This window comes from Micromonospora sp. NPDC006431 (assembly GCF_042870725.1).
GTDB lineage: Bacteria > Actinomycetota > Actinomycetes > Mycobacteriales > Micromonosporaceae > Micromonospora.
On sequence record NZ_JBIAHQ010000012.1, the window covers coordinates 67,638 to 86,995 of the forward strand.

The window sequence follows — 19,358 nt, forward strand, 5'->3', positions numbered from 1 at the left end:
GTCGGTCATGCCGATTTCCCCGGTCTGCGGAGGCGCGGGATGGGTGCCTCCGCGTCGGCGGCCGGTGAGGCGCCGCGCAGCGACTCGATCCGGGCGGCCATCGCGGCGACGGTCGGCGCGTCGAACAGCACCCGCATGGACAGCCGGGCGCCGACGGCCTGGCGGATGCGCAGCACCAGCTGCGCCGCCACCAGGGATGTGCCGCCCAGTCGGAAGAAGTTGTCGTGCGGGCTGACCTCGGCGACACCGAGGACGTCACCCCAGATCCGGGCGATGGTGGCGGTCAGGTCGCCATCAGCGGCGGCCACGGTGGAGGTCACCGTGGCGGCGGCCGAGCCGAGTCGCCGCTCGTGGCCCGCGACCGCGGCCACCGGGTAGGCGCCGATCGCCACCGAGCCGGTGCGGCCCTCGGCGAGGACCCGCTGCCACGCGGCGACGGCCGCCGCGGGGGGCAGCCCGTCGTGTTCGGGCACGCCCTCCTCCTGCCACGCGCCCCAGGCCAGCGACACGAGGCGGGCCGGCCAGCCGTGCGGGCTGCGCGCGTACGCGTCGAGGAACGCGTTGGCGGCCGTGTCGTCGGCCCGGCCCAGGCCACCCGCGAGCGCGGTCACCGACGAGGCCAGCGCCACGAAGTCGAGCGGCAGGTCACCGAAGACCTCGCGTAGCACCAGCGTGCCGGTGACCTTGGGCCGCAGTTCCGCCGCCGCCTCGGCCAGCCGCGACCCGGCGGACAGGCCGGTGTCGGGCAGCTTCGCGGCGTGGATGATGCCGTCGAGGCCGCCGAGGTCACGCAGGACTTCGGCGCGTACCGCCCGCATGGTGGCTACGTTGGCCACGTCGGCGGTGAGGTGACGCACCCGGGCGCCCGCCTGCTTCAGGGCTTCGATCGTGGCCAGCGGCGGCTGCGCGGTGCGGCTGACCAGCACCAGCTGCGCGCCACGCCGGGCCAGCTCGGCGGCGAACGCGCCGCCGACCCGGCCCAGCCCGCCCGTGATCAGGTAACGCCCGCCGTCGCGGATACCCAACCCGGAGGTGGTACGGCCAGCCGGCCGGACCGGAGCGAAATCGCGGGTCCAGCGGCGCCCGCCCAGCCGCAGCGCGACCGTCTCGGCCCGCTCGGTGCCGAGCAGTTCGTCCACCACCGCGTCCACGCCGAAGTCGCCCGGGTCGGCGTCGACCCAGTGACAGCGCACCTGCGGGCGTTCCAGCGGCACCGAGCGCACCACCCCGGCCACCGTGGCGTGCTCCGGGCGCACCAGGTCGGCCCCGGTCACGTCGGCCACTCCGGCGGTGACCACGTCGAGCTCCACGCCGGCGGCCGGCAGCGCGTCCAGCAGCGTCAGCAGCGCGTAATACCCGTGTTCCTGGGCCGCCGACACGGCATCCACATCGGAGCCGGCCGGGTCGCCGTCCAGCGCCCACGCGTGCACGATCCGGGCGGCCCGAGCGTCGTCGGCGCACTCGTCGAGCAGCCGCTGATAGTCGGCGGCGTTGGTCGCACGCAGCTGGTAGCCGCTCGGGCGGACGGCGAAGGCAGCCCCAGGGCGGACCACGGTGACGTCGGTGCCGCGCTCACGCAGCCGGGCCGCGAGGGCCGTTCCGCGCTCCCCGGCCGCGAAGAGCAGCAGCTGACCGGGCGCCTCGGCGGGTGCCGTGGCGGGCAGTTGGTGCCAGACCGGCACCTCGACGACCCCGTCGTCGTAGCGGCGGTCGGCGGCCGGTTCGGCAGGTGCGGCCACCGGCGCCGGGGAGATCCAGTGCCGGGTCCGCTGGTACGGGTACCCGGGCAGGGGCACCAGGCGTGGCTTGCCGGGCGTGGGCAGGCGTACGGGGACCCCGGTCGTCCACAACCGGCCCGCCGCATCGTAGGCGGTCTGCCGGTCGGTCAGCTTCTCCCCCGGCGTGGGCAGCGTCCGCAGCGGCGCCCTGGCCCCCTGCGGCAGGCTGAGCCGGGCGAGCCCGGCGAGTTGGCGGCCGGGACCGCACTCCAGCAGCAGCCACTCGTCGGCGGCACCCGTCGCGGCGAGCCCTGCCACCGTGGCCCCGAACCGCACCGGCCGGCACAGCTGCTCCCCCCAGTACGCCGGATCGGTGATCTGCCCGTCGGTGAAGGGTGCGGCGGTCGCGGCCGACCACACCGGTAGGCTCGGCGCCCGGCGCGGCACCGCCGCCACCAGTGCCGCGAACTCGTCGCGCAGCGGGTCCAGCAGCGGCACGTGCATCGCGTACGGCGACCGCAGCAGCGTGCAGCTGACGCCGCGTTCGCGCAGCGTGTTGGCGAAGGCGGTCACCGGCTCTGGTGCGCCGGCCAGCACGCAGGTGTGGGGTCCGTTGCTGATCGCCACGGCGACCCCGGCGGGCAGCAGGGGCGAGATCTCGTCGGCGCCGCGCTGCACGGCGAGCATGCGGCCCTGCGGCGCGGCCTGGACCAGCCGGCCCCGGGCAGCCGCGAGCCGCAGCGCGTCGGGCAGGTCGAAGACCCCGGCCACGGTCGCCGCCACCAGCTCACCGATGGAGTGGCCGATCATCGCGGCGGGTGTGACACCCCAGTGTCGCCACAGCATCGCGGTGGCGTATTCGACGGTGAACAGGGCGGGTTGCAGCACCGGGGGTTCGGCCAGTCGCTCGTCGGCACCGGGTTTCGTGCTGAAGATCAGCTCGTGCGGGTCCCAGCCGAGGATCCGGGCGCATTCGTCGACGGCGGCCGCGAACACCGGCTCGGTTGCGGCGAGGCGCGCGCCCATGCCGGGGTGTTGCGAGCCTTGGCCGGGGAAGAGCAGGCCCACCCGGGGCGCCGTGGCGGCGTCCCCGCTGGCTCGACGCTTCGGGTCGGCCAGCGCCGCGGCCGCCTGGGCCGGGTCCACGGCGACGACGGCGGCCCGGTGCTGATGGACCGGCCGTCCCTCCCGCAAGGTGTACGCCACATCGCGCAGCGGAAGCTCGGGCCGGTCGGTGAGCCGGGTGGCCACCTGGGCGCACGCCGCCGCCAGCGCGGCCGGGGTCGCGGCGGACACCTGGATCAGCTCGCCGCCGCCGTGATGCGGTGCCGTGGCGGGTGCGGGAGGCGGTGCCTGCTGGAGCACCAGGTGGGCGTTGGTGCCGCCGAGGCCGAGCGAGCTCACCCCGGCCCGCAGCGGCCGCTGTTCCTCGGGCTCCCATTTGGTCAGCGTCGACACCACGTAGAACGGGCTCGCCTCGAAGTCGATCTCCGGGTGCGGCCGGTCGTGGTTGATGCTGGGCGGGATGAGCCGGTGTTGCATCGACAGCACGGTCTTGATCAGGCCGATCACGCCACCGGCCGCGCTGAGGTGGCCGATGTTGGCCTTGGTCGAGCCGACCCCGCACCAGCCTCGCTCGGTGGTGCGCCGCCCGTAGGCCGCCGTCAGCGCCGCGATCTCGATCGAGTCGCCGAGGACCGTGCCGGTGCCGTGCGCCTCCACGTAGCTGACCGAGCGCGGGGCGACGCCGGCGACCGCGAGGGCCTGCACGACGACCTCCAACTGGCCATTGACGCTGGGCGCGGTGAAGCTCGCCTTGGTCATGCCGTCGTTGTTGACCGCGTTGCCGATGATCAGGGCCCGGATGTCGTCTCCGTCGGCGAGGGCGTCGGACAGCCGCTTGAGCACGACGACCCCGACGCCGCTGCCGTAGACGGTGCCGTTGGCCTGCGCGTCGAACGGGCGGCAGTGCCCGTCGGCGGAGGTGTACCCGTCGTCGGCGACGTACCCGACGGCGTGCGGCAGCTCCACGCACACCCCGCCGGCAAGCGCCGTGTCGCACTCGCCGTTGCGCAGCGCCTCGCTGGCCAGGTGTATCGCCACCAGCGACGACGAGCAGGCGGTCTGCACGGTCATCGCCGGGCCGCGCAGGTTGAGCCGGAACGACACGGTGCTGGCCAGGTAGTCGGGCTTGTTGCCCAGCGACACCCGCAGCTCACCCGCGCCCGCCAGCGCCTGCGGGTTCCGCCGGACGTTGAGCCACTGGTAGAGGTCGGCGTTGCTGCCCGCGTAGACGCCGATCTCGCCGCCGTAGCGGGCCGGGTCGCAGCCCGCGTCGATCAGAGCGGCGTGCGCGTGCTCCAGGAACAGCCGCTGCTGCGGGTCGGCCAGCTCCGCGTCGCGCGGGCTCATGCCGAACAGACCCGCGTCGAAATGGTCGAACTGGTCGAGCACCGCCGCCACCGGCACGTACGCCGGATCGTCGAGTTCGTCCTCGCCGACCCCGCGCGCCAGCAGCTCAGCCCGGCTGAACCGGGTGAACGACTCGGTGCCGTCGACCAGGTTGCGCCAGTACTCCTCCGCCGACGACGCCCCGGGTACGCGCAGGCTGAGCCCGACGATCGCGATCGGCTCCACTGTCTCGTTCGTCACGGCATTCCCTCTGGCTCGGCCGAATCGCTGATGTGCAGGCGCAGCTCGCTGGCATAGTGGTGGCCTTGGCCGTCGGGCAGCCACGCCTGCGGCAGCCCGGGCAGCAGCTCCGACACCGTCACCGGCACGTCGTTGCCGCCCGCCTGGTGTGCCGCCCGCAGCAGCAGGCACAGCCGGTTGGCGTAGAGCGGGCTGGTCAGGTCGACGTATGTGGGTTTGAGTTCGGTGGCCACCCGGATGAAGACCCGCTCCGGCAGGCCCAGCGCGGCTCGCCACCGGCGTACCGCGAGGTAGCGCTGTGCCTGGTCGATGGCGCTGGTCAGGCCGGTCTGCCCGACCGTGGTGCGCCACGTCTCCCGGGCCAGCACCAGTTTGTCCACGGTGACCCGGGGGCTGTGTGGGCGTTCGGTCATCAGCTTGAACGCGTCGGCGGCGTGCACCGCGATCAGGTCGGAGAACACCTCGACCAGCGGCCAGCGGGTGCCGTCGGGCCCGGTCGCCACCAGGGCACCGTCCGCTTCGGACACCAGGGCGGCGTTGGCCGGCACGAGGCGGTCCCGCCCGGCCCCCGGTGCGTCGGCGAACGCGAGCTGGTGGTCGCCCGGCCCGAACAGCGACGGCGACAACCGGCCGCCGACCCGGGGGAATTCGACCGGGTAGATCGGGCGCAGCCGTCCCGAGCCCAGGTCCGCCGCGTACGCGTGCCGCAGCCGGTCGAGGTCGGGATGGCAGTGCGTGAACAGTTCGGCGTTGAACGTCGTGTACGCCGCGTGCAGCTCACCGAGCACCGCTGCGAACTCGCCGTCGGCCAGCGCCTGCGGTGACTCCGCGAAGATCTGCAGGTCCGGGCTGTGCACCCGGCCCGCACTCCAGCCGGGACGGGTCGCCGGGAACTGCTCGGCCACCCGGGGCGCCAGCTCGGCCGAGCTGACCTGCAGTCGCGTGGTGTCGGCGGGCAGGTCGGCGAGCCGGAGTACCCGTTCCCAGCGGGAGGCGAATTCGTGCGCGACCCGATCGACGGGCCGGTCGCCGGGCCCGAACAGCGGACCCTGGGCGAAGAACCACAGGTCGCCGAGCCGGACCGGTCCGTCGCCGCTCAACTCGGCGTACAGGTCGCGCAGCGCGTCGCCGTACGCTGTGGCCAGTTCGGCGGTGAGCCAGCGGGCCGCCTGCAGCGGCAGGGCCAGTGCCGGGGCCAGGGAGTCGAGCAGGCCGGTGCCGACCGTGAACTCCACGTCGCGGGCGGTCTCCTCGTGGCACAGTGCCCGCCCGGCGTAGTTCTGCCCGGCCCGCCGGCGCGGCGGCAACCCGGTCAGGTCGGTGAACTCGGCGTCCAATGCGGACATTGCGTCGGCCAGCGCGGTGGGGTCACCGGCGGCGTCGGCGACCCTGCTCCGGGCTCCGGTCAGCCGATTCAGCCCGGCCAGGGCGTTTTCCCGAAGTGCCGGGTCGCCGATGGCGTCGATCCGCTCGCGCAGGCGCGCCTCTGCAGCGAAGCCCTGCGGCAGGTCGAAGTCCCAGCGCAGCAGGCCCCGTTCGGCCAGGTGCGCCAGCAGCAGGAACCCTTCCTCGGTCCGGCGTACGCCGGCCTGCTCGTCGCGAACCAGGTCGTCGACGATCTCCCGCGCGGGGCGGCTGCCGTCGCACGATGCCAGCGCGATCGACTCGGTCAGCGACACCGGCGTCGGGCGCTGGGCGGGCCGGTGCACGACCCGCCCGTCCAACCAGGCGTGCGGCGCCAGGGCCGGGGCCAGCCACGCCCGCACCCGCGGGTCTGCCGCCAGTCTGTCCGAGTACGCGGACAGGGCCCAGTATTCGAGGTAGACGGAGCGCTGGCGGAGCAGGCCGGGGCCGGGCTTGGTGGTGATGGTGGCCGGGCCGGGTTCGACGGTGCCCCAGCACACCGGCCCGAAGAAGCCGATGGTTTCGCACTTGGCGACATAGCGCTGCCAGTACCCGGCGACGACGTTCTCCCGGCCCCGGCGGCGGACGTTGCGTGGCCCGTCCGGGCCGTCCTTGACCAGCCCGTCGAGCGCCACCAGGACGTCCGGGTTCTGCCAGGTCACGGCCTCACGGAACAGCGGGTCGGCGGCGATCTCGCACACCGCCGCCGAGGATGCCCGGGTGGCGTGCGCGTACGCGGCCGTGAACGCCGGCGCGTCGAGGTCACCGGCGAGGTGCCGGTCGGCGGCGTCGGCGCAGTCCGGTGCGGCGAAGCGGTCCAGCCCGTCGGCGGGGAACCCGGCGCTGCGCAGCAGCACGTCACGCCAGACCGACCAGCCGGTGTCGCCGAGTGGGACCAGGTGCGTCACGCCGGATCCTCCTCCATGGCGGGCTCGCCGGTCGGGCGGCGCCGGGTGCGCTGCAGGCGGACGGCACCGCGGCGCGTGGCCCGTTCCACCGCCGCGTCCTCGGCGCTGTCACCAGGTGATTCCGTGGACGCTCGGGTGCTGTCCAAGTGCGTGGCGAGCGTGCGGACGGTCGGATGGCGGAACAGGTCCACCAGCCGCAGGTTCGTGCCGAGCAGCCGGTTGAGCTGCCGCTGCACGACGGCGACGGCCAATGAGCCACCGCCGACGTCGAAGAAGCTGTCCGTCGCCGCGACCTCTGGTACGCCGAGCACGTTGCACCAGACCGATGCGATCTGGCGTTCGGTGGGGGTGGCCGGGCGTTCGGTGATCGCGCCCGACCGGCCCACGGCCCGCTTGACCCGGGCGGCCCGGGTCGCGTGGCCCGGCGTCCCGGCCGGGATGGCCGTCCAGTCGGGCAGCTGTGACACGGGTTGCTGCGGATCGGCGGCTCCGGCCCGCAGCATCTGTTCGACCTCGCCGAGCACGGCCGCCATCAGGCCGGTGCCGTAGACATCCGGGTTGAAGACGATCTCCACTCGCAGCTGCCCGTCCCTGCTCACGCCGTAGAGGGTGAGGTCGAACGGCGACCCGGGCGCGGGCACCGGCACCGGTTCGCTGCCGAGCCCGGCCAGGTCCAGCTTCGGCTCGTCGAAGGTGTACATGTTGAACAGCACCTGCACCAGCGGGCTGCGGTCCAGCAGGCCGCCGAGGCCGAGCCCGCCGACGATGCGTTCCACCGGCGCTTCCGGGTGCGCGAGCGCGGCGAGGAGTTCCTCCCACGCGGCGCGTACATGCTCGGCGAAGCCCGCGTCGGGGGCCTGACGCAGCCGCAGCGGTGCAATCTCGATGAAGAATCCGACCATCTGCTCGAAGTCGGTGGCTCGCCGGTCCACCGTGGGCGTGCCGATGACCAGGTCCGGGTGGCCGGTGCGGCGGGCCAGCACCAGCGCGAACGCGGCCAGCACGGCGGCGGCCGGGGTCGCGCCGAGCCCGGCGGCGAGGTCGGTGAGGGCGGCGGTCGCGGCCCGGTCCAGCCGGGTGGTCACGGTCGCGCTGGTGAAGGTCTGTTCGGCGGGCCGGTCTCGTCGCCCGGGCAGTTCCACCACGACGGGTACGCCGGTCAGGTGCTCCAGCCACCAGTTGAGGTCCTGCTCGGCGCGTCGCCGGGAGCGGTCGGCGCGCCACGCGACATAGTCGCCGTAGGTGGCGGGCAGTGGCGGCAGCGGCGCCCCGTCACCGAGCGCGGCGCGGTAGGCGGTGGCGAGGTCGGCGTAGAACAGCGACTGGGACCAGCCGTCGAACACGGCGTGGTGGGCGTAGACGGCCAGCACGTGCTCGGCGGCGCCGGTCCGGATCAGTTCGGCCCGCCACAGCGTGTCGGTGGCCAGCGTGAACGGTGTCGCTGCACCCGCCGCGAGGTGTGTGGCGAGGTCCGCGCCCGGGGCCAGTTCGCGCACGGGCAACGGCACCGGCGCGGGCGGGTCGGCCACGGCGTACGGGACGCCGTCGGTGTCCGGGATGCGCCAGCGCAGGATCTGCTGGCGGTCCGCGACGGCGGTGAGCGCCGCGGCCAGGGCCGCGATGTCGAGGGGGCCGGTTAGCCGTTCGGCGAAGGCCACGTTGTAGGCCGACGCGGCGGTGTGGAAGTAGCGGTCGAGGAACCACAGCCGCTGCTGCGCCGGGGACAGGGCCGGCGGACGGCCCCGGGCGACGGTGGCCGCGCTGGCCTCGGCGGCGGCGTCGGCGCGGGCGGCGATGCCCCGCAGCGTACGCCCGATCAGCACGTCTTCGATCGCGATGTCTCGGCCCAGCCGCTCCCGCAGGTCGGCGACCAGCCGCATCGCGGTGATCGAGTGCCCACCGTGGTCGAAGAAGTCGGCGTCGCGGCCAACGGCCGGCTCGTCCAGCAGCACCGCCCAGGCCTGCGCGATCAGGCGCTCGGTGTCGGTGGCCGGTGCCTCGCCCTGCGGTGCCGGGGCGGGTTCGGCGGCGGTGAGTGCGGCCAGCCGCTCGGTGTCGATCTTGCCGTTGATGGTGATCGGCAGCGCGGCCGTGGTGAACATCCGCGCCGGGACGGCCGCGGGCGGCAGCAGCCGCGCGCAGTAGGCGCGCAGGTCCGCCACGTCCAGGCCGGTCGCCACGTACGCGACGAGTTCCTGGCCGCCGGGGCCGCCGCGCGCCTGGACGCTGGCGTTGCCCACCTCAGGGTGGCGGCGCAGCACCGCCTCCACCTCGCCGAGCTCGATCCGCTGTCCCCGGATCTTGACCTGCCGGTCGGCCCGGCCGAGGAATTCCAGGCTCCCGTCCGGCAACCATCGGGCCAGATCACCGGTGCGGTAGAGCCGCCTCCCGGGCTGCTCGGTGAACGGATCCGGGATGAACCGCTCCGCTGTGAGCGCGGGGTCGAACAGGTACCCGCGGCCGAGCCCTGGCCCACCGGCCAGCACCTCGCCGATCTCACCGGGACCGACCTCGCGCAGGCTGTCGTCGACGAGGTGGATGCGGTGGTTGGCGGCGGGCTTGCCGATCGGGATGGGCCGGGTCCAGATGCCGCTGCCCTCGAACCAGGTCACCAGCACCGTCGCCTCGGTCGGGCCGTAGACGCTGATGAACCGGCGGCCCCCCTCGGTCCACCGGCCGACCTGCTCCGGGCCGGTCGCTTCCCCACCGGTCATCACCAGCCGTACGCCGGGCAGCCGGGCCGGGTCCAGCAACGGCAGGATCGGCGGCGGCAGCACCACGACGTCGACGTCCTGTGCGGCGCACACCCGGTAGAGCCGGGTCGGGTCGGCCCGTTCGGGGTCGCCGGCCAGCACGACCGTGCCCCCGGCGGCGAGCGGAGCGAGCATGTCGGCCACCGACGCGTCGAACCCGATCGAGGCGAAGGCCAGGCACCGGGTCACCTCGCCGAAGTTGGCGAAGTCGGCGATGTTGATAACCTTCTCGGTCAGCGCCCGGTGCTCGATCACCGCACCCTTGGGCTGCCCGGTCGACCCTGACGTGAACATCGCGTACGCCGTGGTGGACAGCGTCGCGGGCGCCGGCTGCCAGGGCGCCGTTTCGGCTGGTACGCCCAGCATGGTCAGGTCGCCGAAGGCTTCGGGCGCGGTGGTGGGCGTACCCACGATGACGTGAAGGCGGGCCTCGGCGGCCAGTTCGCGCAGCCGCTGCGGCGGCAGCGCCGGGTCGAGCGGGACATACCCCGCGCCCGCCGCTTGCACGCCGAGCAGGGCGACCACCAGGTCCGGGCGGCGATCCACGCAGACACCGACGAGGTCGTCCGGGGCGATGCGGTGAGCGCGCAGCGACGCGGCGAGGGCGCTGGCCCGGCCGACGAGGTCGCCGTAGCTCAGTGTCAGGTCACCCTGCACGACCGCGGGCGCGTCGGGACGCCGCTGGGCGTGCCCGGCGACCAGGTCGGGCAGGCACAGCTCGGGGTAGGGCAGATGGGGGCTGGTCATCGCACTGCCTCGATCCAGTGTCTGGTCCGCTGGAACGGATAGCCGGGCAGCGGAACCCGCCGCCCCGGCACCACGGGCAGTTCGCCACCGTCCAGCCAGGAGCGGGCACCGGCGTCGTCGGCCACCGGTCCACCCTGCGCGAGCGCGGTCAACTGCCCCACCGCCTCCTCGGCGTCGGTGCACCCGACTGCACCCCGGTGCGGTAGTCGCCGCCGTCCCACGGCCAGCGTGTGCGCCACATCCGCCACGGCGAGGTCACCCACGGCCAGCCGCTCGGCCAGCCGCCGGGCCAGTTCCCGCAGCGCCGCCGGGCTGCCCGCCGACAGCCCCAGCACCACCCGATCGCGGCATTCTTGTCCAGGCTCGCCGCCAGGGCTTTCCGACTTGGCATGGTCGTTCGCGCCGGGCGCCTGCTCCACCAGCACGTGCGCGTTGGTGCCGCCGAGGCCGAACGAGCTGACCCCGGCCCGCCGCTTTCCGGCCCACGGCCGGGTCTGCGCGCTGACCTCGGCGCCCGCCGCGGCGAGGTCGACGTCGCCGTGCGCGCCGGTGAAGTGTGCCGTCCCCGGCACTTGTCCGGTGTGGACGGCGTACACGGCCTTGATCAGGGAAATCACGCCGGCGGCGGCGTCGAGGTTGCCGAGGTTGCCCTTCACCGAGCCGAGCAGCAGCGGGCTGCGGCTGCCGCGGCGTACCCGGGTCAGGGCGTCGACCTCGATCGCGTCCCCCACCGTGGTACCGGTGCCATGGCCCTCCAGATAGCCCACATCGGCCGCGTCCCAGCCCACCGACGCCAGCGCCTCCGCCAGCACCGCCGCCTGCCCCGCCACGCCCGGAGTGGTGAAGCCGGGCCGGTCGGCACCGTCGTTGTTCACGGCCCAGCCCGGGACGACGGCGTAGACGTTGTCGCCGTCGGCGCGCGCCTCGGCGAGGCGCTTGAGCACCACCGCACCGGCACCGTTGCCGAACACCTGCCCGGTCGCGGCCGCGTCGTAGGGGCGGCACACCCCGTCCGTGGCCAGCAGGCCGCCCGACCGCAGGCGATAACCGGCCTGCCGGGTCGAGACCACCGCCGAGCCACCCGCGATCGCCACGTCGCACCGGTAGTCCAGCAGGCTCTGCGCCGCCTGACAAACCGCGACCAGCGACGTCGAGCAGGCCGTCTGGATCGCCACGGCCGGTCCCGCCAGCCCCAGCGCGTACGCGGTGCGCGTAGGCAGGTAGTCGCAGCCCGAGCCGGTCAACGCGTCGTCCCAGTCCTCAGCTAGGCCACCGAAGCCGGGCTGCAGAGCGGGATTACCCAGCAGATGATGGTGCAGGTAGCGATTGGGGCCGCAGCCGGCGAACACGCCGACCTGGGCCGGGTCGCGGTCGGGATCGATCCCGGCGTCCTCCAGGGCACGCCAGGCGACCTCGAGGAACAGCCGGTGCTGCGGATCGAGCAGCGCCGCCAGCTCGGCGGGATAGCCGAACAGGTCTGCGTCGAAGCCGTCCAGGTCGTCGAGCCGCCCGAACACCGGCACCCAGTCGGGGTCGGTGAGGGCGCCCTCGGCGGCGGTCAACCGGCGCACCGAGTCCACCCCGGACAGCAGGTTTCGCCACATGGCGGGTGCGTCGTCCGCGCCGGGCACCCGGCAGGACAGGCCCACCACCGCGATCTGATCGTCCTCGCTCACGTCTCGCCCTCCCCGCCGCCACCGCCCCGCGCGGCTCTGCGCCGCGCCATCCGGTTCCCGACTGCCGCCAAACGACCATCCGCCGGTACGCCGTCCGCGCCCGCCGCCGCCAGGTGTGCCGCCAGCGCCGCCACCGTCGGGAACTCCATCAGCCGGGCCAGCGGCACCCGCCGGTCGAGGCGTTCCTCCAGGTGCCGCTGCAGCAGGGCGAGCTGGAGCGAATGCCCGCCCAACTTGAAGAAGCTCACCCGACGGTCCACAGCGGGCAGTCCCAGCACCGCGCACCAGATCGCCGCGATCGTCTCCTCGAGCGGCCCCGACGGCGGCCCGCCCGTCCTTGGGACGGTTCGCACGGCCTCGGCATCCGGATCGGGCAGGGCGGCCTGGTCGAGCTTGCCGGTCGGGCCCATCGGCAGCTCCGCCACCGCCACCACAGCCCGGGGCATCATGAAGTCTGGCAGCACCGCCGCCAACTGCTCCCGCAGCCGTCCCGGCTCGATGCTCGCCCCCACGGCCGGGACCGCGTACGCGAGGATCTCGTGCTCGCCGGTGCCGGACGCGGCCGCGCTGCGCCGGGCCACCACGGCCGCCTGGCCCACCCCGGGCAACCCGGCCAGGTGGGCTTCGATCTCGCCCAGCTCCACCCGATAGCCGCGGATCTTCACCATCCGGTCGCTGCGGCTCAGGTAGACCAGCATCCCGTCGGGCCGCCGCCGCGCGATGTCCCCGGTCCGGTACGCCCGCACCCCGCCGTGCTCGACGAACCGGGCCGCCGTGAGCTCCGGCAGGCCCAGGTACCCCAGCGCGACGTGCGGTGTACGCACGATCACCTCGCCGGTCAGGCAGGTCGGGCGCCCGGCCGGGTCGGCCAGCACCACCTCGACGCCCGGCAGCGGGTGCCCGATCGGCACGACGGCCTGCTCCAGCTCCGCACCGGGCGGCAGGTGGTGCTGCGCGGCGAAGCTGATCTCGGTGGTGCCGTACCCGTTGACGAACACCACACCAGGCGCGAACGACCGCCGGGCCAGCGTTACGTCGTGCCTGGTCACCTCCTCGCCGCCGAGCACGACGGCACGGATTGACGGCAGTCGCCCGCGCTCGCCCAGGCTCGCCACCAGGTATCGGTAGACGGTCGGGGTGGAGTGGTAGATCGTGACGCCCCGGTCGGCGAGGGCATTGCTCAGGTGGCCGAGGCCGTGTGCGCGAACGTCGACGGGGACGGCGGCGGCGCCGGACAGCAGGGCGCTGAACGTGTCGGTGACCGCCATGTCGTAGCCGAACGAGGTGAGCACGCTGGTGCGGTCATCCGGCCGGATGGCGAAGTTGCGCACGTGATTGCGTACGCCGAACAGCACGTTGCGGTGACTCTGCACCACACCCTTCGGCATCCCGGTCGACCCCGAGGTGTAAAGCACGTACGCCGGGTCGTCCGGCCGCGCGTGCCCCCGCAGCCCAGACAGGTCCGGCGGGGAGGTGCCCGGCTGGAGGTGCACGATCGGCAGCTCCGGCAGCCCGGCTTCGGCGGCCAGCGTGGCGGCGAGCCGCGCGTGCTCGGGGTCCGTGACGATGGCCTGCACCCCGGCATCGCGCAGCATCCCGGCCAGCCGGACCACCGGGAACACGGTGTCCAGCGGCACGTACGCCGACCCCGACGCCAGCACCGCCAGGATGCCGGTGATCGTGGCGACACCATGGCGGCACAGGACCCCGACCGGCGCAGGCGGCGCTCCGCCGTTGCCCGGATCAGCCAGGGCCACGGCGGTCGCGGCCACGGCGGCACCGAGCTCGCGATAGGTCACGGTCGCGTCGTCGGCCAGCACCGCCACCCGCTGCGGGTACGCGGCGACGACCGATGCGAACGCGGACGGGATCGTGTCACCGCGTACACGGTCGGCTTCGGTGCCGTCGCCGCCGTGCAGCCGAGCCAGTTGTGGTGCCGGGCGCTGCTCGTAGCGGGCCGACGACAGCACGTCGGCCGACGACGCGGCCGGGTCCAGCGCGGACAGGAACTCGGCCAGGTCGGCGCCCAGGTCGTCGGCGTAGTCACCGGGCAGCCCCGACAGTGCGCCTTCGCCCAGGTCAGGGCCCAACTGTACGCTGGCGTCGGCGGCGGAACCCGGCGGTGCCGGGCGCACCGACCGCCACAGCTCACGGATCGGGGCGTCGGCGGTCAGGTCCAGCGCCACCAGGTCGTCGCCGTGCCGCAGCGTCACGACCTGGGCGCCGGTGTACCGGCGTACCAGCAGGGCGGTCGCGGTGAGGACCACCGCAGCCGGGGTTACCCCGGCGGCGTGGGCCTGCGCGGCAAGCCAGGCAGCCCGCTCGGGTGACAGGCCGAGCGGGCTGCCGGAGTACGCCAGGCTCACCATCTGTTCACGACGGCCGCCACGACGTCGGCGACCGTGGACACCTCGGCGTCGGCGTCGGCGACGGTGAAGTCGTTGGAGTAGCTGCCGGTGCCGTGCACCACGATGTCGTGCCCGGCCGGCACCAGGCCGCGGTCGATGGCGTTGCAGACACCGGTCAGCGCCATCACGATCGACCACTCCCGCAACTGCTCGGGGTCGGCGGGCAGCTCGAGCCCGGCGTTGGCCAGCCAGTCGCGGGCCACCGGGTAGCGCTGGGCGCATTCGCGCCGCGACACGACGATGCCGTCGCCGCCGTGCCGCTCGATCAACGCGTTCATCGCCGGGGAGGTCACCGGGCGGTGGGTGTAGAAGGTGGGGTCGAGCACCTCGGCCGGGTCATCGGTGACGGCCGGGAAGTGCGCGTCCTTGTCCTGCGTCCAGGCGCCCACGCCCTCATCCAGCGTGTAGGCCGGGCAGTTGTCCCGCTCGAACGAACCGTGGCGCAGGCTGAGCACCATGTCGGGCGTACCGAGGTGCTGCACGAGCAGGAAGCCGGGGCGGTCGACCGGGCTGGCCTTGCCCGCCGCTTCGAGCACGTCGCGGCCCAGGTTGTAGCCGAGCAGGCCGAAAGCGCTGGAGACGGCGTGCGCGTGCCAGCGCGGCCGGGCGGCGCTGGCCGGGGCCACGTCAGCCTCGAAGGCGGCCCGGGCGGCGTCCGCGACCAGGTAGTTCTTCAGGTCCAGGGTGTACCACAGCGTGACGCCGTGCTTGTCGTGCATCGTGGCGGCGTACTCGTCGACGAACGCGCGGCCGAGCGCCTTGACACCCTCCGGGTCGCTGCCGGTGTACCGCAGCAGCGGGTTGACCTGGCGCGACTGCGGGTCGGCGGCCAGCGCGTCGTGGCGGAACTTGTGCCGGGTCGACTGCGGTGCCAGCACCACGATGGACAGCTGCTCCGGCGTCACCAGCCCGGCCGCGTAGGCACGGGCCACCGAGTCGCGCAGCGCGACGCCCTTGTTGCCGGAGGTCGGCGTGAAGATGCACAGCCGGGTTCCGGTGCGCCGGACGTATTCCACCGCGCGGGCGACGATCACCATCGACGCGAACGTCTTGGTGGTCTGGGTACCCGGGTTCGCTGTCAGGTCGAGCAGCTGGAGGTGGTGCCCGCCGTATTCGCCCAGCTGGGACCAGCTCGCGGTGGCGGCGGCGTAGTACTCGCGCACCGCCGGGGTCAGCTCGGGCAGGTCGAAGCCGGGCGCGAAGCCGGGCGTTCCGGCAGGGCCACCGGGGACGGCGCCGCACTGATCCACCGCTGACGCGATGACGTCGTAATAGTCGGTGATCAGGTTGCGTGTGGTCGGGGCGGTCACGGACATGGGGAGTCCTCCAACACACGGGGGGCATGCGCCGGCGTCGGTGGCGCCGTTCGCAGATGGTCGCGCAGGGCGATGAACCGGGCGAAGACCTCAGGCAGTTCGGTCACGGGCCAGCCTTCGGCCAGTTCCGGCTGGTACGCCGACAGCGCTGCCCGGGCACGCTCCGGATAGCGCACGTGGCCGTCGCTGACCTCGACGCCGTCACGGTGCCCGGCGGCGGTGTTCCAGGCGACGGCCTGCGCCGCGCTGAGCTCGGGTGGCAGCCGCAGCTCGGCCCGGCCACCGCTGAGCCGGACCGGGTAGCCGCCCGGCAGCCCCAGCGGCCCGGGCAGGCTGGCCACGACCTCACCCGCGTCGGCGGCGAGCCCCGCCACCAGGGCGGCAGCGGCATGTCCGGCCAGCGCGTTCAGCTGCGGCCGGGGCAGGGCACGGTAGCCGGCCAGCAGCCCGGTGACGTCCGGGACGGGCAGGCCGTCCAGCCAGGCGCGTACCTCGGCGGTGTCGTCCCCGGTGCTGTCCGTGCCGGGCGCGGCGAGGTGGGCATGGTGGCCGAGCACCGCCAGCCGCCGCGGCCCGGGACGGCCCAGCGCGGCGTCCAGACACGCGGCCAGGGTCGCCACGTTGCCGATGCCGCACAGCACGGGCAGATTCAGCGCTGCCAGCAGCGGGTTGACCGCGTCCGGGAAGCAGCCGTTGACCAGCAACGCGTCCGGTGTGCCGCTGGCCAGCGCGGCGGCCAGCCGGGACACCAGCTCGGCCTGCAACGCCAGCGTCACCCCGAAGCCGGCCGTGGCGACCAACTCCGTCCAGGCCGACGGCGCGTGCACCCGCTCGTATGGCGACTGGGGCGACGCGGCGCAGACCAGCACGTCAGGGCGGAGCCGGGCCATCGACGCGGCGTCGGCGGCGTACCCGTCGCCGGGGTCGGTGGACGGTTCGGCGGTGAACGGCTGGGCGGTGAAGCTGACCCTGGTCCCGGCGACCGTGGCGCGCACCTGCGCGCCCCGGGCCGCGCCGAGGGCGGCGGCCAGGTCGCGGGCCAGCACGGTCACGCGTACCGGCTGGGGGGTTTGAATGGAGGCCAGGGAATCGCACAGCGAGCGGGCGAGCTGGCCGCTGCCGACCACGACGACGTGCCGCGGCGCGTTATCGAGGGGGGCTGACATCGCGTCTCGCGTCCGTGACCCGGGCCAACCAGTCGGCGAAGGACCTAGCGCGCAGGCAGCTCGCCGGGGACACCTCCAGGTCGGCCATGTCGCGCACCCGGTGCGCCACCCGCAGCGCGGTCAGCGAGTGCCCGCCGAGGGCGAGGAAGTTGTCGTCGTCATGGACGGCATCGACGCCGAGCGTGACCCGCCACGCCTCGCGCAGCCGGTCGGCGAGGCCGCTGCCCTGCTCCAGGGCCGCTTCCGCGTGCCCGCGGGGTGGCGGCGGCAGCTCCAGCCGGGCCACCTTGCCGTTGGGCAGGCGGGGCAGGCTGTCGACGAAGACGAGCTGGTCCGGGTGCATCGCGGGCGGCAGCACCGACGCCAGGTATCCCTGGAGCAGCCCGGGCGTCAGCAGCTGGTCGGCGGGCTCGTCCCAGGGCGAGGCCGTCTTCGGCTGCTCGTGCGGCCGCATCGCGTAGATGTAGCTGACATCGGCGTCCGCGCCGACGTTCCAGTCACCGATCTCGTGCACCTCGAACCCGGCCGCCGACAGCAGATCGCGCACCTGCGGCGCGGTCACGCTGCTGCGCTCGACCTCCAGGCACACCTGGCCGATACGGGGCCAGTGCTCCGGGCGTAGGCCACGCAGCACACTCAGCTCGGCGCCCTCGGTGTTGACCTTCAGCAGGTCAACCCGGTCCAGCCCGAACCGGTCCAGCAGCTCGGACAGGGTCACCGTCGGCACCACGTGCGCCACCGCGGTCAGGCGCCGGTGCGCGTCGGCCAGCAGCGCGGCCTGCTCGGCGTCGTCGGCGTCGCCGCCGCCCTGCCGGTAATGCGACCGGACCAGGTCCGATGCGGCTTCGACCCGGTCGGCGCCCAGGCCGGACAGGTAGCTCAGCTCGGGAAACGAGATCAGCTCGGCCGTGCCCGCCGCATCGGTCACCGCAGCCTCCACGATGGTTGCGGACTCGGCGTAGAGGCTGAGGTTGGCCCGAAGGTAAGGCAGCGTGTCCGGGTTCGGCTCGACCGCGATCAGGTGCACGTCGCGCGCCTGCCGCGTCGCCCAGAGCGAGAACAGGCCGATATTGGCGCCCACATCGACAACGACCGCACCGTCACCAAGGCGTACGCCGAACCGCGAATACTCCGCATGGTCGAAGATCTGCCGGTAGAGGAAGACCGCCTCGTCCGGCGACGCCGCCGTCACCGCCATGCCGTTGGGCAGACGGAACCGGGGCAGCCCGCCGATCGCCGGGGCCCGCCGGGGCTGCGGCACCACGTACCCGACCAGGCGCGGCCCGGAATCCTCGTCCGGCACGGCCACGACCACCGCGTCGTGCACGGCGGGATGCTTGCGCAGCATCGCGGCGACCTCGCCCGGCTCCACCCGGATGCCCCGGATCTTGACCTGGTCGTCAACCCGGCCCCGGAACTCCAGGAAACCCGCCGGCGCGACCCGCACCAGGTCACCGGTGCGGTAGAGCCGGGCACCCGGCTGTGCCGGATCGGGCCGGAAACGTTCCGCCGTCCGCTCGTCGTCGCGCAGGTAGCCCAGGCCGACCGCGACCCCGCCGATCCACAGCTCACCGGTCTCGCCGTCGGCGACCGGCCGGAACTGCTCGTCCAGCACCCGCGTCGACACCCCGCCGATGATCCGACCGACCGGGGCGATGCTGCCCGCGTACGCCTCAGAGCAGTCCCAGTAGGACACGTTGATCGAGGTCTCGCTCGGGCCGTACCCGTTGAACAGCCCGCACGGCAGCGCCTCACGCCACCGCCGGACCAGCTGCATGTCCAGCGCCTCACCGCCGCACAGCACCCGCCGCAACGTGACGCATCCGGCGAGTTCCGGCTCGTCGAGCACGTGCCGCAGCATGGTCGGCACGAAATGCGCGGTAGTGACGGCTTCCCGCTGGATCAGCCGGACCAGGCCGAGACTGTCGAATTGCAGGCCCGGCCCCGCGATGACCAGGGTGCCCCCCGCGATGAGCGGGGAGAAGATCTCGTGCACCGACGCGTCGAACCCGATCGACGCCTTGTGCAGCACCCGGTCGTCGGCGGCGAACCCGAACCAGTCGTGGCCCCAGGCCAGCCGGTTGACCAGCCCGGCGTGGTGCAGCACGACACCCTTCGGCTGGCCGGTGGAACCCGAGGTGAACAACACCAGCGCGGCCTGCTCCCCCGGCGGCAGCCAGCCCGCGCGATCCCGCAGATCGGTTCCCGCCGCCGCCTTGGCGGTACGCACATCGCGCCAGCGAGTGCCCGCCAGCGCGGCGACGGTAGCGGGCCGGTCCGCGTACAGGACGAGCCGGGGTGCGGCTATGGCGAGCATCTGCTCGGCCCGGCCGGAGGGCAGCTCGGGATCGACCGGCACCGCGACCGCGCCCACCGTGAGCGTCGCCAGCAGCGACGTCACGTAGTCGGCGGACCGGTGCAGGTAGAGGCCGACCAGGTCACCCGGCCTGATCCCGGCCCGGCGCAGCAGTTCGGCCGTCGCGCCGATCCGCTCCCACAGCTGTGCGTAGCTCAGCTCACCGTCGGGGGCGACGATCGCGGGCCGGTCGGCGTCGGCGCCCGAGGGCCGGTGTACCAGATCGAGCAGGTAGCGCGGGCTGGACATGGAGG

Annotated in this window: 8 protein-coding genes; all 8 read right to left on the reverse strand. The window is 74.0% G+C overall.

Going from position 1 to position 19,358, the window contains the following annotated elements; all coding sequences use genetic code 11:
* Nucleotides 1-5 precede the first annotated feature (5 nt).
* The 8 genes from ACFYM6_RS21265 to ACFYM6_RS21300 are packed head-to-tail and all read right to left on the reverse strand — an operon-like array spanning nucleotide 6 to nucleotide 19,353.
* A complete protein-coding gene (locus ACFYM6_RS21265; protein ID WP_387277904.1) occupies nucleotides 6-4,370 on the reverse strand; it encodes an SDR family NAD(P)-dependent oxidoreductase in 4,365 nt (1,454 codons plus the stop codon).
* Complete coding sequence (locus tag ACFYM6_RS21270; protein ID WP_387277906.1) at nucleotides 4,367-6,682, reverse strand: lantibiotic dehydratase; 2,316 nt, start codon at nucleotides 6,680-6,682, stop codon at nucleotides 4,367-4,369. The genes ACFYM6_RS21265 and ACFYM6_RS21270 overlap by 4 nt, the downstream gene beginning before the upstream one ends.
* Nucleotides 6,679-10,182, reverse strand: coding sequence for an amino acid adenylation domain-containing protein (locus ACFYM6_RS21275; protein WP_387277908.1), 3,504 nt, complete (start codon nucleotides 10,180-10,182; stop codon nucleotides 6,679-6,681). Before ACFYM6_RS21275 ends, ACFYM6_RS21270 begins: the two co-directional genes overlap by 4 nt.
* Nucleotides 10,179-11,858 (reverse strand): beta-ketoacyl synthase N-terminal-like domain-containing protein, encoded by a 1,680-nt coding sequence (locus tag ACFYM6_RS21280; protein ID WP_387277909.1) that lies wholly within the window; start codon nucleotides 11,856-11,858, stop codon nucleotides 10,179-10,181. The genes ACFYM6_RS21275 and ACFYM6_RS21280 overlap by 4 nt, the downstream gene beginning before the upstream one ends.
* Nucleotides 11,855-14,227, reverse strand: a complete 2,373-nt coding sequence (locus ACFYM6_RS21285; RefSeq protein WP_387277910.1) for a non-ribosomal peptide synthetase — start codon at nucleotides 14,225-14,227, stop codon at nucleotides 11,855-11,857. The genes ACFYM6_RS21280 and ACFYM6_RS21285 overlap by 4 nt, the downstream gene beginning before the upstream one ends.
* Nucleotides 14,221-15,582, reverse strand: a complete 1,362-nt coding sequence (locus tag ACFYM6_RS21290) for a DUF6002 family protein (protein WP_387277912.1) — start codon at nucleotides 15,580-15,582, stop codon at nucleotides 14,221-14,223. The genes ACFYM6_RS21285 and ACFYM6_RS21290 overlap by 7 nt, the downstream gene beginning before the upstream one ends.
* A complete protein-coding gene (locus tag ACFYM6_RS21295) occupies nucleotides 15,573-16,748 on the reverse strand; it encodes a potassium transporter TrkA (RefSeq protein WP_387277914.1) in 1,176 nt (391 codons plus the stop codon). Before ACFYM6_RS21295 ends, ACFYM6_RS21290 begins: the two co-directional genes overlap by 10 nt.
* Nucleotides 16,729-19,353 carry an amino acid adenylation domain-containing protein gene (locus ACFYM6_RS21300; protein ID WP_387278124.1) on the reverse strand — a complete coding sequence of 875 codons (2,625 nt, stop codon included), beginning with the start codon at nucleotides 19,351-19,353 and terminating at the stop codon, nucleotides 16,729-16,731. The genes ACFYM6_RS21295 and ACFYM6_RS21300 overlap by 20 nt, the downstream gene beginning before the upstream one ends.
* Nucleotides 19,354-19,358 lie beyond the last annotated feature (5 nt).